Here is a 14689-nt window from a genome sequence, read left to right on the forward strand (position 1 = left end):
GAAAATTGTGTTACTAATAAACGGAGGTTTTTATTTATGGGGAAATTAATTACTAGAGAAGAACAACAGCTGGAAAATACATGGGACTTAACGACAATTTTTAAATCTGATGAAGATTTCGATGCGGCGTACAAAGCGCTTGAAAATAAGATTGCCGATAATAACCAATTCAAAGACGGTTTTGATTCTGCAGAAAAACTCGCGGATGCGCTTGAACTGGAAAGATCACTTGATACAGAACTTGGGCAGCTTTTTGTTTACGCTCACTTAAAACACGATCAGGATACTTCAAATGATACTTACAGCGCACTTGAAAGCCGTGCAAGATCACTTGCTGTTAAATATTCAACAGCGTGGAGCTTCCTCGTACCGGCAATTATGGCAATTCCGGAAGAGACATTAAAAGAATACGCTGACCACGAACGTCTCAGCGAATTTAAATTTGACCTGGAAAAACTGAACAAACAGCGTCCGCACATTTTAAGCGATAAAGAAGAACATATTATTGCACAGGCTGGAGAAGTAATGCACACGCCGACGCAGGTTTACGGTATGTTCAACAACGCGGATGTCGACTTTAAGCCTGCAGTGGACAAGGACGGCAAAGAGCATGAATTGACTCAGGGCAACTACGTAGAAATGCTGAAATCATCAGACAGAACTCTGCGTGAATCTGCTTATAATAATTTATATGGTGAATACAATAAATTTAAAAACACACTCAGTCAGACGCTTGCAGGGGTCGTGAGTACACATGCATTCAGTGCGGATGTCAGAGGCTATGATTCAAGCCGTCACCAGGCATTATCAAATAACCATATTCCTGAATCGGTGTATGACAACTTAGTTAATACAGTTAACGACAATATGCACCTGCTGCACCGCTATACTGAACTGCGCAAGAAGTTCTTGAATGTTGACGAACTGAAAATGTACGATATGTACGTGCCGTTAGTCGAGGACACAGATTTCGATATGACATACGATAACGCAAAAGAATGGCTCGTTAATGCACTTCAGCCGCTTGGTGAGGAGTATGTGAACATCGTTAAAGAAGGACTTGAGAGTCGCTGGGTAGACGTCTATGAGAACAAAGGGAAACGTACAGGTGCGTATTCATCGGGGACATACGGCACCAATCCTTTTATCCTGATGAACTGGCAGGACAATGTAAATAATCTGTTCACACTGGCACACGAGTTTGGACATTCTGTGCACAGTTATTACTCACGTCAGAACCAGCCTGCAAATACGAGCGGTTATTCTATATTTGTCGCAGAAGTTGCGAGTACTTTTAATGAGGCACTCCTTGCAGATTATATGTTTAAGAAACTTGACGATAAAAAACAGCAGCTCTATTTACTGAATGAACAGCTTGAAGGATTCAGAGGCACTGTTTTCCGCCAGACGATGTTTGCGGAATTTGAACATGCAATTCATGTAATGAAAGAATCTGGCGAACCGCTGACTGCCGGGAAGCTGAGCGAAGTATACGGGAAACTTAATAAGAAGTACTTCGGTGAAGCGGTTAATTACGACGAAGCGATTGAAGTAGAGTGGGCAAGAATTCCACATTTCTATATGAATTATTACGTTTATCAATATGCTACAGGTTATGCTGCTGCAGCGAGTCTGTCAAAACAAGTACTGGAAGAAGGAGAACAGACAGCACAGCGTTATATTAATGAGTTCCTGAAAAAAGGCTCATCAAATTACCCGATTGAAATATTAAAAAATGCCGGAGTCGACATGACAACGAGCGAACCGATTGAAAATGCACTGGAAGTTTTTGAAGCACAATTGACAAAATTTGAAGAATTACTCACTGATTTAGAAAAATAAGTATGTGAATTCGTTTACATTATGACAATAATGTGAAAAACTGTTCAAAGTGTTGCTTGAGGCTTATTACCATGCTATATTTAACTCATGAAAATTTTATCACTGAAACATACCCCTTTGTTAACAGTGAAAAATTTCTCCCATCCCCTTTGTTTGAGTAGCACATTATAGAAGATGTGCTACTTTTTTTATGCGCATTTTTAACTGAATATTATAAATTATAAAACCATCTGTGACATATGTCACAGATGGTTTTTTTTATTTATATATAATTGAAGTAAGGAAATAATCAGGGAGGGACGTCTATGAGTAAGGAAAACGAACAAAAAAATGAGCTCATCACCGATGACAAAGAATCGCTGAAGGGCACACTGTTTGCAACGATTGTATTCGTCGGAGGAGCCATAGTGTTATGGACACTCGTATTGCTCATATTATTTATTATGCGTTTTTAAAAAGAGGGGGATCAGGAAATGAAAATGCACAAATTTGAAGAAATCTGGCTAATTTTATCGGTAGCAGTAATTATTATTGCTATGGGTATTACAGGTTATCAGGCATTTGCTCTCGGTATGGGACCGCCGAGTCATAAAGAAACGATAGATCCTGCACAGGTGGAAACGACAGCACCTTTTGATAATCCGGGAGTATATGAAGTCGGAGACAATGAGTATGAAGTGGTTATGACGCTGGAAGCCTTCCAGTTTGTACCGAATGAAATTACAGTGCCAAAAGGTGCAGAAGTTACATTTATTATGACATCGAAAGATGTGGTTCATGGTGTTAACGTGCCGCACACAAATTTAAATACGATGGTCATGCCCGGTCACATACAAAAAATTACACAGACATTTCATGATTCAGAAGAATTCATTATGATTTGTAATGAATATTGCGGTACCGGACATAACATGATGTCCGCCACAATAACGGTGGAGGAGTGATGGCATGGAAAGCTTAAGAAAAGTACAGGTAAGTTCTCTGGCACTAACTAACTTTGCGGCCGCGTTCATCCTGCTTTTGCTTGGCGGATTGTTCGGATTAATTCAAGGATTGAACAGAGCGGGAGTGCTTGAAATTGTCGGCGGGCTGAATTATTACGAACTGCTGACTGCACATGGTATCTTTTTAATTTTAGGTTTTACTACATTATTTATGAACGGCTATCTGTATTCAGCTGTAGATTATGTGCTCGGCGGATTATCTAAAACCGTGAGAGTGCTCGGCTGGCTCAGTTTTTCGAGTTTTGTTGCAGGTGCACTGCTAGTTACAGTAATGGTACTTGCAGGCGAAGCAACGGTACTGTATACATTTTACGCACCGATGGCTGCCAGCCCGTGGTTCTACATCGGCCTCGTTTTCGTAGTACTGAGTATCTGGCTGTCCGCAGCAGGTGTATTTATCAGCGCATTCACATGGAAGAAGCGGAACAAAGGCAAACATCTTCCGCTGTTCGCATTCTTTGCAGTCGGGGTATACGTGCTCGTGACATTTGGTTCACTTGGCGTGACGTGGGAAGTATTAATGTTGATTCCATGGGCTTTCGGCTGGACTGAGACGATAAACGTCCTGCTTACAAGAACGTTGTTCTGGAGCTTTGGACATACACTCGTTAACGTCTGGTATCTGGTTGCTGTATCTGCCTGGTACATCGTGCTGCCAAAAGTAATCGGCGGTAAAATATTCAGCGATAGCCTCGCAAGACTCGTTGTGATTCTTATTGTAATTCTGAACGTGCCCGGAGGATTCCACCACCAGATTGTGGACCCGGGATTCACTGAAGGCCTTAAGTTTATGCACTTATTTATGAGTCTCGCTATCGGGTTCCCTTCACTGATGACAGCATTTGCACTGTTTGCAACGCTTGAGCGTGCAGGACGTAATAAAGGCGGCAAAGGTCTTTTCGGCTGGTTCTTTAAACTGCCGTGGAAAGACGTTCGCTTCATTACGATAATGCTTGCGATGATTTCATTTATCTTCGGGGGAGCAGGGGGAATTGCGCAGACCAATAATCAGCTGAATCAAGTTGTTCACAACACGATGTGGGTTGTCGGTCATTTCCACGTCACTGTTGGAGTGGCCGTAGTCCTGACATTCTTCGGATTGATGTACTGGCTTATCCCGCATCTGTCGGGACGTATTATGACTTCGAAAATTCATAATCTAGGTATATGGCAGACGATGTTCTGGACAGTAGGAATGTTGTTCATGACAATCTCAATGTCAGCAGTTGGACTGATGGGGTCACCGCGCAGAACGGAGTATACAACATACGGTGATAGTGCAACAGCCCTCGGCTGGGATCCGTACCTGCTGTTTGTCGGTGCAGGCGGAACGCTGCTCTTTATCGGCGTTGTACTGATGGTTTATATAGTGTTTAACTTAATGTTCTTTGCACCAAAAGGTTATACGGAATTTATGGCAGCTTCTGATGAAGGTCTGCACCATACACCAAAATGGACGGAAAACTGGGGACTGTGGGTCGTGCTTGCAATCGTTATTATATCTATGGGATATGTCGTGCCGATTATTGATATTATCGAAAATGCACCGCCGGGTTCACCGCCAATCAGAACATGGTAATACGGAAATTTTAAAGGAGGATGGATACTGTGAAAAAAGACATTGCTGCAAGTATCGGTATAGTCATATTCGGTATCATCCTCCTGTTTTTTACGACAAACGGGTTTACTGCATTTACAATGGAACAGCAGCGAATCCAGGATTTGCAAACACAGCCGCCTGAGTTTCCGGACATTGAAGTGGTCGATCAGACAGGGGAGTCATTTAACTTTAAAGATTTTGAAGGAAAGCATGTATTAATGACATTCATCTATACGTCATGTGCTGCGGCTTGCCCTGAAATGACGACGAATATGAAGTACGTATACGAGAAGACAGACGATAAATACTTCGAAGAAGACCTGATATTTTTAAGCGTGTCATTTGATATGGAGCGAGATACAGTTGAAGTACTGGACCGTTATGCTGAATATTTCAACGCAGATCCCGCATCGTGGAAAATGCTAAGAGTACTTGATGATAATGACCTTGAAATACTGCTTGATACTTACGGAGTTACAGTAATACCTGAAGGTGATACTGATTATCAGCATAATACGTCATTTTATATTTTAAATCCTGAAGGGCAATTAACAGAAGTCCTTAATTTTAAAGAGCCGGATATCGCAGCGGAAATTTTGACGGAACATCTTGAAGAACAGGAGGAAAAGTAATGAGACAATTTTACTATGGTCTGGCACTCCTTCTGTTTCTCGCACTGCCGCCTGTCCGTCATCTCATGGAATCTATTATGGCGATGCACATGCACATGCAGATGATGCTGCTGTTCGTTTCAGGACTTCTCATGTCTCCTTTTATACAGAAGAAAATCCCCGGGGTGTTTGCAAAGTTTAACAAAACGGGGTATCCGGGGCTGCTGCTGTTTTTAATTATTCTCTTTTACTGGATGCTGCCGAGAACGATGGATGAATCATTGGAAATATGGTCAGTGGAACTGTTCAAGTTTATATCGCTGCCGTTTCTGGCCGGAGTACCTCTCAGGGACAGCTGGCCGAAACTGCGTGAAGCGGCACAGGTTTCATTCTTTCTCATACTTGGTGTTATCTTTTCAGCTTTAAGCTATTTGTATGTCTTTTCGGAAAGTACGCTGTGCAACAACTATTTAATGACAGATCAGAAAACTGTAGGTTACGGTTTTATGTTTCTGGCAGTAAGTATACTGATTTACGTATTGCTGATGCTGTTTACCGATCAGCGGCAGTATTTTGAACAGGATAGCGGGTAGTTATTTTAAAGTAATATAATTATTAATTTTTACTGTATTGAGAATAATATAGCCCTCTTTATTTTCATACATTAAACCCAGCTTTTTAAACAGTGAAATATTACGGCTGACTGTTTCCCTTGATAAACCGATCATGCTGCCGATATCCTGTTTGGTTACACGAAGTGTAATAAGTGAATTGTCCTCGTCTATATCCTTACCGTAACTGACGGCGAGTCTTAAAATAGATTTCAGCAGCTGTTCATCGGCAGGGTGGAGAATTTTATCATATAGACGGTTTTGCAGGTCGACAATCATCGAACCTAAATATTTAAACATTTTATCATTATATCACTATGGTTTTTCAGCAGTGTTTCGAAATCTGCTTTTCCAATCATGAGTACTTTGATTTCATTCATCGACACAGCATTGGCGGGATAAGGATCATCACGGAAGATTGCATGATGGGGAACCATTTCCCCGGCGCCGAAAAAATTGACAATCTGTTCACGTCCATCAGCGCTGTATCGGTATACTTTTATGTTGCCATCGATTATAAAAAAGAAATATTCCATTTGATCGTGCTGATAAAATAAATGATTGGATTTATGGAAATGTCTGATATGAGTAATTTTAGCAATTTCCTGCTGTTCCTCATCAGTCAGCGTGTTAAATATAGTGATTTGAGAGATTAAGTCTTTAAGCATAGATTTCTACCCCCCTTGTTCCTTCCAGTATAATACAAAAAAACGTCCCGTATATGCTGTTTTCAGCTGTACGGGACGTTTTTAAATTTATATTTTAGTCTGCAGCGGAATTGAAGATTGTTTAAGCTGATAAAAAGACTGATTGTTTAAGTTGACTTCATCTATCAGGCGCTGCAGGCGCAGCTTCTTCAGTTCATTCAGCAGTAATCCAGCACGCCATTCGAAAATAGTTTTCAATTCATCAAAACTGACGAGTTCGTGTGCCCTGATGTAGTCGATAATACTTGGAAGCTGTCTTTTTTCTATTTCAATACCAATCAGCTCATTAATAATATAAGTGTAGATGTGATACGGATAACAGCCGTCGACTTTAACGCCTTGTGATTTCACATCGCCCGAGAAAAAGACCATGGCAGGCAGATTTTCGATATCCATTTCCCTGAAGACAGATAAATCGTACTTCAGCATTGCATCGAGTGTCGGCGAGTGCAGGTCCTCATGGAATGAATTTAAATCGATTCCCGCGAGTCTCGCACTCTCATCTATCATATCTTTAGTACAGATTGTATTAACCGGGTTAATCCGGTTAAATATATATCTGATAAAAGCACGGGCCTTTGACTGCCCTTGGATTTCCGCGGCTTTATAAGCAAGCGCAACATTATCATCACTTGCCGTAGACTGAGCCTGGCATTTTGTCAGAACAGACAGCGACGGAGCCAGAATTTTTTTAATAGTAATATGTCCGCGGTATTCAATCAGTAATTTATTGATTATGGGTTCCATAGCAATACAGTCATTTGAAAATGGATCAAAGAAATAAAAGATTTCGACTGTATGATCCGACTGCTCCAATAACAGCAGGTCTTCACTATTATTTTTGCTCACGTATTTCACCTCTGTATTTTTGTTGAAGGCAGTTAATATTCACTGTTTACCATATGCTTTGCAGTGAGAGTGTAGCGTGCCATCAAATACTCACGTAATTCATCTTCTATCTCGACGTCCAGTATTGCCTGGTTCATATTTTCAAGCCAGGCTTCACCAGCTGCAGGTGAGATTTTAAAAGGCATATGCCTCGCCCTGAGCATCGGATGGCCGTATTGTTCATTATATAAATTCGGTCCGCCGAGGAACTGTGTTTGAAACAGTTTCTGTTTATAAGCAGTTTCGGTAAAATCCTCGGGAAAAAGATGATTAATCCGGTCGTCATTTTTAACATAGTCATAAAATATATCTATCATCTTATGGAGCTTTTCCTCACCAATTTCTTTATATGCTAAAGGCATCAGTTAACCCCCTTTTTTTGTTTGAGTGTATTGTAAAATCGTGCGCTTTTAACAATTTCTTCTCGTCGTACGATACCATAATTATTAAGAATTTGCGTGAATTCTGCCTTTCCTGTGCCAACATCCGGCGCCTCGAATTCGAGTTCGTAGTCGATCATGCCAAGATAAATGCTCTTATCGAGAACGAGCAGACCGCTGTGTGAAGGTTTTTCAAAACGTTCAGTAATCAAGGAACCCTGAATAGAAAGGTTATTTGTCGTTATATTACGTTTCGTTAATTGTTCCCGTATATTTTCCGGAATGTTGTTTTCATTTATTATAATACCTTCTGAGAGATCGATATTTGTTAGTCCTGAGTATTCGTAAACGACATGACGTTCATCGGGGATTTTAACAGTCATCAGCTGTTTTTCATCCTGCACTCTTATTCTCAGCATTAATAAATTTTGAATAAGCTGAAGCTCATTATTATCTATGTAGTAGTTTGTTAAATGCATCGGTTTTTCGCCGGAGAAATGATCGCTCTGTATTTTACCGTATTCACTTTCCGTGAGTAAGTTTTTAAACTCTATTTCTTTTTCGAACATCATTACCACTCCTTACAGTTATTATCCTTAAATTTTTTAAACCTGTAAAGCAAACAGATTCTATATATAAGCTTTCACGGAATATGGTAGAATAAATTACGTCAGATGTAAAAAATATCGGCCTTTACAGTGGAGTCTGGAGGATGAATTTAATTGGAAGAATGGAGTATATTTTTAGCCCCGTACAGACAGGCGGTGGAAGAACTGAAAATTAAGCTTAAAGGGATTCGAAAAGACTATCAGATTACGAGTCAATCTTCACCGGTAGAATTTGTAACATCGAGAGTCAAACCCGTACAAAGTATAATAGAAAAGGCGAGTACGAGAAACATTCCTTATGATAATCTGCGTGCACAAATGTACGATATCGCGGGCATACGTATTATGTGCCAGTTTGTTGATGATATTAATGTAATTACAGATCACATCAGGTTACGCGATGATATGAAAGTAATCGAAGAGCGGGATTACATTGAAAATACTAAAGAGAGCGGCTACCGGTCATATCATATTATTATCGAGTATCCTGTTGAGAGTGTGAATGGCAAGATTAATATTCTTGCTGAAATTCAAATTCGTACGCTCGCGATGAATTTCTGGGCAACGATTGAACACACTCTGAATTATAAATATTCAGGAGAGTATCCACCGGAAATTAAAGACCGTCTGCAAAACGCAGCTGAAGCGGCATATTTACTTGATAAGGAAATGTCGGAAATCAGAGAAGAAGTTCAGGAAGCGCAGAAATACTTTTCCAAGAAGCGCAATATATAAACGAAATCAGGTGATGATATGAGATTTGCTATAGTTTCAAAAGGGGATACAAAATCGAATGCACTGACTGATAAGATGATGAACTACATGCTCGAGATGGATATGGTTCTCGATGAAAAGTCGCCGGAAATTGTTGTTTCTGTCGGAGGTGACGGTACATTGCTGCAGGCATTTCACCGCTATCAGCATATTGTCGGTGAAGTATCATTTGTCGGTGTGCATACAGGACATCTTGGATTTTACGCCGACTGGGGACAGGATGAAGTTGAACGCCTGATAATGGCGCTGAAAAATGATGACTTTGAAATCGTGGAATATCCGCTTGTTGAAGTGATGATTCATTATGACCAGGTCGGTATGGAAACAAAGTATCTCGCCTTAAATGAAGCAACGCTCCGGATGACGAATGGCTCGACTCTCGTTATGGATGTGGATATTAGAAATCGGCATTTCGAAAGGTTCAGAGGCGATGGCCTGTGCATTTCTACACCTTCAGGTTCGACTGCTTATAATAAGGCGCTTGGCGGCGCAATTATACATCCGTCCATCGAAGCGGTTCAGATGACTGAAATCGCATCGATAAACAACCGTGTTTTCCGGACAGTGGGCTCACCGCTCGTACTGCCGAAACACCATTTCGTCAATGTCAGACCGGTAAACAGTGAAGAATACCAGATGACAATTGACCATGTAAACTTAGTGCATAAAGGTGTAAAATCGATTCAGTTTTCAGTAGCTGAAGAAAAAATACGTTTTGCACGCTTCAGGCCATTCCCGTTCTGGCAAAGAGTGCACGATTCATTCATTTCATAAAAGTTTTTGTTGAGAGTGGGTATGAGTATGTCAAGAGACGACAGAGAAATAGATTTTGAGGCAGTGAGACAGAGTCTGATTAAATATCTTGATGAAGAGAATCTTGATAGTTTCAGAGATATTTTTATGGACCTGCACAATTATGAGCAGGGTGAAATTTATCAGACACTGACAGATGAACAGCGTCACACTTTATATAAGTTTTTAAGTCCCGGGGAAGTGTCGGATTTTTTCGATCTGCTTGAACTTGAAGCGGATGAGTATGAAGAATTGCTGGATAAAATTGATGCCCGTTATGCGGCTCATATTATCGGCGCGATGCAGTATGATAACGCCGTGGATATTTTAAATGAAATATCACGCGAAAAAATGACGACTTACTTACCGCTGATGGACAAGGAAGATGCAGCGGAAATACGCAGCCTGATGAACTACGAAGAAGATACTGCCGGCGGTATTATGACGACGGAAATTGTCAGTATAAACAGCCAGATGACTGTGCGTGAAGCTATGCGCTATTTAAAAGAAATGGCGACGGAGTCAGAAATGATTTATTATCTGTTTGTTACCGATTCGGACAATCGTCTTGCTGGTATTATTTCACTCAGGGAACTGATTGTTGCCGATGATGATGAATACATCGGTGATGTGATGACTGAACGCGTCGTGTCAGTACGTGTATCAGATGACCAGGAAGAAGTCGCGCAAATTGTGCGTGATTACGATTTCCTGGCAGTACCAGTTGTTGATTTCCAAGATCATTTAGTCGGTATCATTACAGCCGACGATATTATGGATGTTATTCATGAAGAAGCCGGAGAAGACTACTCGAGGCTTGCCGGTATGAGTGATAACGAAAGTACATCCGATACTGCAATGGAAACGGCGAAAAAACGTCTGCCTTGGCTGATCGGACTAACGTTTATGGGTATGATCACAGCGTGGATGCTGTCGTTCTTTGAAGATACACTGGCGCGCGTTGTGCTGCTCAGTGCATTTATTCCTGTTATTAGCGGGATGGCGGGGAACACTGGTACGCAGTCGCTCGCTGTTGCAATACGCGGTATTTCGACAGGCGAGATTAAAGAATCCAGCAAATTAAAACTTGCGGGACGTGAACTTGGCTCCGGATTTATTACCGGCATGGTCTGCGGTATTGTTATTTTTCTAATTATTATCGTGATGTACCGCGAACCTGTACTCGGTATTATCGTCAGCGGCAGCCTGATTGCGTCGATGTCAGTTGCGACTATTATCGGTACAGTAGTGCCGCTGTTAATGAATAGAATGGGGATTGACCCGGCTATTGCCAGCGGCCCGTTTATTACGACAGCAAATGATATTATCAGTCTGCTTATATACTTTGCACTGGCAAATGTATTTATGTCGAGCTTATTATAATGATATTTCTTGCAATGGAGCTTAATAAAATGTAGATTAGTAGTAGGTACTAATACTAGGGATGAATTAGGAGGATTTCTGAATGGATTTATCAGGTAAAACATATGTAATTATGGGTGTAGCAAATAAAAGAAGTATCGCCTGGGGTGCAGCGCGTGCGCTGGATAAGATGGGTGCAAAACTTGTATTCACAATTCTAGGCGAACGTTTCCGTAAAGAGCTGGATAAGCTTCTTGATGACCTTGAAGGCGAGCACGATATTATCGTTGAGTGTGACGTAACAAGTGATGAAGATGTAGCTAAAGCATTTAAAGAAATCGGTGAAAAAACAAATGGCATCGACGGTGTTCTTCACGCAATCGCATTTGCAGATAAAAATGAATTAACTGGCGGATACAGCGAAACTTCACGTGACGGGTTCAAAATGGCACTCGATATCAGTGCTTACTCATTAACGATTGTTTCTAAGTATGCAAAAGAAATTATGAATGAAAACGGCAGCATCGTAACGATGACTTACCTTGGCGGCGAACGTGCAATGCCTAACTACAACGTTATGGGTGTAGCAAAAGCAGCGCTTGACGCTAGTGTACGTTACCTGGCTTACGATCTTGGCGAGCAGGGAATTCGTGTAAATGCGGTTTCTGCAGGTCCTATCCGTACGCTCAGCTCATCAGCTGTTGGTGAATTCAAATCAATCCTTAAAGAAATCGCAGAACGTGCACCGTTAAAACGCAACGTTGACCAGCTTGAAGTTGGTAACACGGTAGCATTCCTGTTAAGCGATCTGTCTAGCGGTATTACTGGCGAAGTACTTCACGTCGACAGTGGTTACCACATTATGGCATAATAAAAAAACTCCCTTTCGGGAGTTTTTTTATTGGCCTAATTTAAATGTATCTGTAACGTGCCAGATGCCGTTTTCAAGCTGCACACATAAACTGATTTTATCAAGTGTTTCAGAATGTTCGATACCAATCATTTGTAAATGGCTGAGTGTATCTTCAAATTTTTGAGCTGTTTCTTCCTGCGCAAGAGTAAAGTGGGGTACAAACGGATGTGAAGCTTCGCCGTAAAAGTTACCTTCATTAAATGCGTCATGAATTGAATTTAAAGTTTCGTTAGGTTCAACTTTAAAGTAAACAACTTGTTTTTTTGGAGCAAAACTTGAAACTTTCTTAATTTCAATCTCAGTGGGCTTATGTTTTGAAGCCACACTCTTAACAAATTCTTCAATTTGAGGTTTTTCATGTTCTTCTGCTTCAAAAGCTTCTTTTACTGTAATATGCGGTGCGATATATGAATATCTAGCATCATAACGCTTACGATATTGGTTCACAGTATCCTGAAGTTTTTTAGATGGAAATAATGCTATTCCAAATTTCATTTAAAATGCCTCCCTAAACGATTTGTTTCAAGTATATCATTATACGAAAAAAATTGTATACGTTTTCTATCTAAAAAAATGTTCGAGTACATTTTTTAGTTCCGGTTTCCATGTTTTCCAAATATGACCGCCTTCAAGTTCACGGTATGTGTATTCAAGAGGTTCATTTTCAAGCACGGCATTCAGCTCCCGGTTCGGTGTGAGAAAGTCAGCCTGCTGTCCCATAATAGTTTTAAAATCGTCTTCTTCCAGTCCGATTGTATGGTAAATATTTAAATTAATCAGACTCATGCTGTTTTTAAAACGGCTGATAAACTGCTCGTCGACGAAAGGGCTGAAAGCAAGTACCTGGCTGAACGTATTCGGATATGTCAGTGCAACTGACAGAGCGAAGCTGCCGGCGAGACTCTCGCCCATTAAAAGACGGCTGTTTGCCATTTTTAAAGTTTTAAAGTTATTGTCAATAAAACTGTTAAGCTCACGCCCGACAAAAGTGACGAACTTTTCATGCTGTTCTCCGTTCGGGCTGAAGTAATGATTGCGCCATTCAACTGAAGGATATGGTACACCGACAATGATTGCCCGTTCCAGTTCATCATCAGTTTCCATCTTTTCAATTAATCGCTCAAGCTGTCCGTACTTAAAGAAATCCTGCGAATCGAAAGTAATAATAACATTATATTTATAAAGATCAGAATACGATTTAGGCAGGTAATATTGTATTTCGAATGATTCACCGCAAACCTCCGAGTCAAGGGATGTGGTATGTACTTTTCCTGGTGTTTTATCCATATTAACGCCTCCTTACATAGTATATTACCAATTTGACGCGCGAGATAACATGTATTTCTGAATATGCTGTTTATATAGTATGAAATTACAGGCGGTAATGATACAATATGAACAAAATAATATATTTTAGAGGTGCCACCTTATGACTAATAAACTTTGGTTTCAAAGCGGTATAGCACTTATTATTACCTTTGTTATTATTCTTATCGCGATGCAGGTTCAGGTTATTTTTGAACCATTTATTACGATAGTAATGACAATATTTTTTCCGGTATTAATAGGCGGGCTGCTATACTACATAACCGAACCGATTCAGCGCTTTTTAGAAAAACGCAATGCGCACAGACTTGTCAGTATTCTTGCCATTTTTATCATTATATTAATAGTTATTGCGATTATTGCGCTGACAGTAGCACCGATGGTAACTGAACAGGTGCAGAATCTAGTATCGAGGCTCCCTATACTGCAAAGTGAAGTGCAGAATTTAACAAACTACTTATTAAGCCAGCGTGAGCGGCTGCCATTTGATATCGATTTGCAGTCAGTGACTCAGGATGCGCTCGATATGGGAACTAACGTGCTGAGCGGCTTTGTCTCTAATGCGATTACGATAGTGACAAGCACAGTAAGTGTGCTCTTAACGTTAGTATTGGGGCCATTCTTCTTCTTCTTTATGCTGAAGGATCACCAAAAGTTCATTCCATCTATGACATCACCGTTCAGCGGAACATTCAAACAGTTTTTAATTGAATTATTACATGATATCGATCAGACACTCCGTTCATTTATTCAGGGACAGATGCTGGTATCATTTATCCTTTGTATTATTTTATACATCGGATATACGATTATCGGTTTAGACTATGCACTGCTTTTAGCAATATTTGCACTGTTTATGAATATCGTGCCTTTCGTCGGTCCGTGGGTTGCATTTATTCCTGCCGGCCTGCTTGCACTTATTCAGGATCCGGTAATGCTTATTTGGGTATCACTCATCACGCTGATTGCCCAGCAGATTGAAAGTAACTTAATTACTCCAAACGTTATGGGACAGTCACTCGCACTGCACCCGCTGACGGTAATTACCATCGTTCTTGCTGCAGGGAATATCGCGGGCTTCATTGGTATTCTTGTAGCAATACCGACCTATGCGGTAATTAAAACTATTATCCAGAACATCTGGAGATATCGTACAAACTTGAAAAATACAATGCTGACAGATCTGTCAAAAACCACTTAAATAATGTTGATAAAACCCGTACGGACTCCTTAGTGGAATCCCGTACGGGTTTTTCGTTTGTCCTTTTCAA

Annotated in this window: 18 protein-coding genes; 11 read left to right on the forward strand and 7 right to left on the reverse strand. The window is 40.6% G+C overall.

Features of this window, described 5'->3' with window-relative positions; all coding sequences use genetic code 11:
• The first annotated feature begins 36 nt into the window (after positions 1–36).
• From pepF to H625_RS13085, 6 genes are all read left to right on the forward strand, one after another.
• On the forward strand, positions 37–1842 hold the full coding sequence (gene pepF / locus H625_RS0111340; protein WP_026860021.1) for an oligoendopeptidase F: 1806 nt from the start codon (positions 37–39) through the stop codon (positions 1840–1842).
• A gap of 305 nt (positions 1843–2147) precedes the next feature.
• Positions 2148–2297 carry a hypothetical protein gene (locus tag H625_RS13695; RefSeq protein WP_156897234.1) on the forward strand — a complete coding sequence of 50 codons (150 nt, stop codon included), beginning with the start codon at positions 2148–2150 and terminating at the stop codon, positions 2295–2297.
• An 18-nt stretch (positions 2298–2315) separates the two neighbouring features.
• Positions 2316–2786, forward strand: coding sequence for a cytochrome c oxidase subunit II (locus H625_RS0111350; protein WP_026860022.1), 471 nt, complete (start codon positions 2316–2318; stop codon positions 2784–2786).
• 4 nt (positions 2787–2790) lie between these two features.
• On the forward strand, positions 2791–4425 hold the full coding sequence (locus H625_RS0111355) for a cbb3-type cytochrome c oxidase subunit I (RefSeq protein WP_026860023.1): 1635 nt from the start codon (positions 2791–2793) through the stop codon (positions 4423–4425).
• Between the two features lie 29 nt (positions 4426–4454).
• Positions 4455–5078, forward strand: coding sequence for an SCO family protein (locus H625_RS0111360; RefSeq protein ID WP_169516146.1), 624 nt, complete (start codon positions 4455–4457; stop codon positions 5076–5078).
• On the forward strand, positions 5078–5650 hold the full coding sequence (locus tag H625_RS13085) for a hypothetical protein (RefSeq protein WP_035785857.1): 573 nt from the start codon (positions 5078–5080) through the stop codon (positions 5648–5650). Before H625_RS0111360 ends, H625_RS13085 begins: the two co-directional genes overlap by 1 nt.
• Here H625_RS13085 and H625_RS0111370 read toward each other — a convergent pair whose 3' ends face one another.
• The 5 genes from H625_RS0111370 to H625_RS0111390 all read right to left on the reverse strand — a co-directional run bounded on the left by H625_RS0111370 (position 5651) and on the right by H625_RS0111390 (position 8212).
• Positions 5651–5968, reverse strand: a complete 318-nt coding sequence (locus tag H625_RS0111370) for a Crp/Fnr family transcriptional regulator (RefSeq protein ID WP_026860025.1) — start codon at positions 5966–5968, stop codon at positions 5651–5653.
• Complete coding sequence (locus tag H625_RS0111375) at positions 5953–6336, reverse strand: Crp/Fnr family transcriptional regulator (RefSeq protein ID WP_026860026.1); 384 nt, start codon at positions 6334–6336, stop codon at positions 5953–5955. The genes H625_RS0111370 and H625_RS0111375 overlap by 16 nt, the downstream gene beginning before the upstream one ends.
• An 87-nt stretch (positions 6337–6423) precedes the next feature.
• Positions 6424–7224, reverse strand: a complete 801-nt coding sequence (locus H625_RS0111380) for a DsbA family protein (protein WP_051239079.1) — start codon at positions 7222–7224, stop codon at positions 6424–6426.
• 32 nt (positions 7225–7256) lie between these two features.
• On the reverse strand, positions 7257–7625 hold the full coding sequence (locus H625_RS0111385) for a globin domain-containing protein (protein ID WP_026860028.1): 369 nt from the start codon (positions 7623–7625) through the stop codon (positions 7257–7259).
• Positions 7625–8212, reverse strand: a complete 588-nt coding sequence (locus H625_RS0111390) for a CYTH domain-containing protein (RefSeq protein WP_026860029.1) — start codon at positions 8210–8212, stop codon at positions 7625–7627. Before H625_RS0111390 ends, H625_RS0111385 begins: the two co-directional genes overlap by 1 nt.
• A 153-nt stretch (positions 8213–8365) precedes the next feature.
• Between H625_RS0111390 and yjbM the strand changes: the two genes are divergently transcribed.
• The 4 genes from yjbM to fabI all read left to right on the forward strand — a co-directional run bounded on the left by yjbM (position 8366) and on the right by fabI (position 12050).
• Entirely contained in the window at positions 8366–8986 is a 621-nt protein-coding gene (gene yjbM, locus H625_RS0111395) for a GTP diphosphokinase (protein WP_026860030.1), read from the forward strand.
• 18 nt (positions 8987–9004) lie between these two features.
• Positions 9005–9799 (forward strand): NAD kinase, encoded by a 795-nt coding sequence (locus H625_RS0111400; protein WP_026860031.1) that lies wholly within the window; start codon positions 9005–9007, stop codon positions 9797–9799.
• A 21-nt stretch (positions 9800–9820) separates the two neighbouring features.
• Entirely contained in the window at positions 9821–11200 is a 1380-nt protein-coding gene (mgtE, locus tag H625_RS0111405; protein WP_026860032.1) for a magnesium transporter, read from the forward strand.
• 82 nt (positions 11201–11282) lie between these two features.
• Entirely contained in the window at positions 11283–12050 is a 768-nt protein-coding gene (fabI, locus tag H625_RS0111410) for an enoyl-ACP reductase FabI (protein WP_026860033.1), read from the forward strand.
• 27 nt (positions 12051–12077) lie between these two features.
• Here the strand turns inward: fabI and H625_RS0111415 are convergent, their stop codons facing one another.
• Both H625_RS0111415 and H625_RS0111420 read right to left on the reverse strand, forming a co-directional pair.
• On the reverse strand, positions 12078–12587 hold the full coding sequence (locus tag H625_RS0111415; RefSeq protein ID WP_026860034.1) for a 2'-5' RNA ligase family protein: 510 nt from the start codon (positions 12585–12587) through the stop codon (positions 12078–12080).
• Positions 12588–12653: 66 nt separating this feature from the next.
• Positions 12654–13379 carry an alpha/beta hydrolase gene (locus tag H625_RS0111420; protein ID WP_026860035.1) on the reverse strand — a complete coding sequence of 242 codons (726 nt, stop codon included), beginning with the start codon at positions 13377–13379 and terminating at the stop codon, positions 12654–12656.
• A gap of 142 nt (positions 13380–13521) precedes the next feature.
• Between H625_RS0111420 and H625_RS0111425 the strand changes: the two genes are divergently transcribed.
• Complete coding sequence (locus H625_RS0111425; RefSeq protein WP_026860036.1) at positions 13522–14619, forward strand: AI-2E family transporter; 1098 nt, start codon at positions 13522–13524, stop codon at positions 14617–14619.
• Positions 14620–14689 lie beyond the last annotated feature (70 nt).

This window comes from Jeotgalicoccus psychrophilus DSM 19085, assembly GCF_000425845.1.
GTDB classification, from domain to species: domain Bacteria; phylum Bacillota; class Bacilli; order Staphylococcales; family Salinicoccaceae; genus Jeotgalicoccus; species Jeotgalicoccus psychrophilus.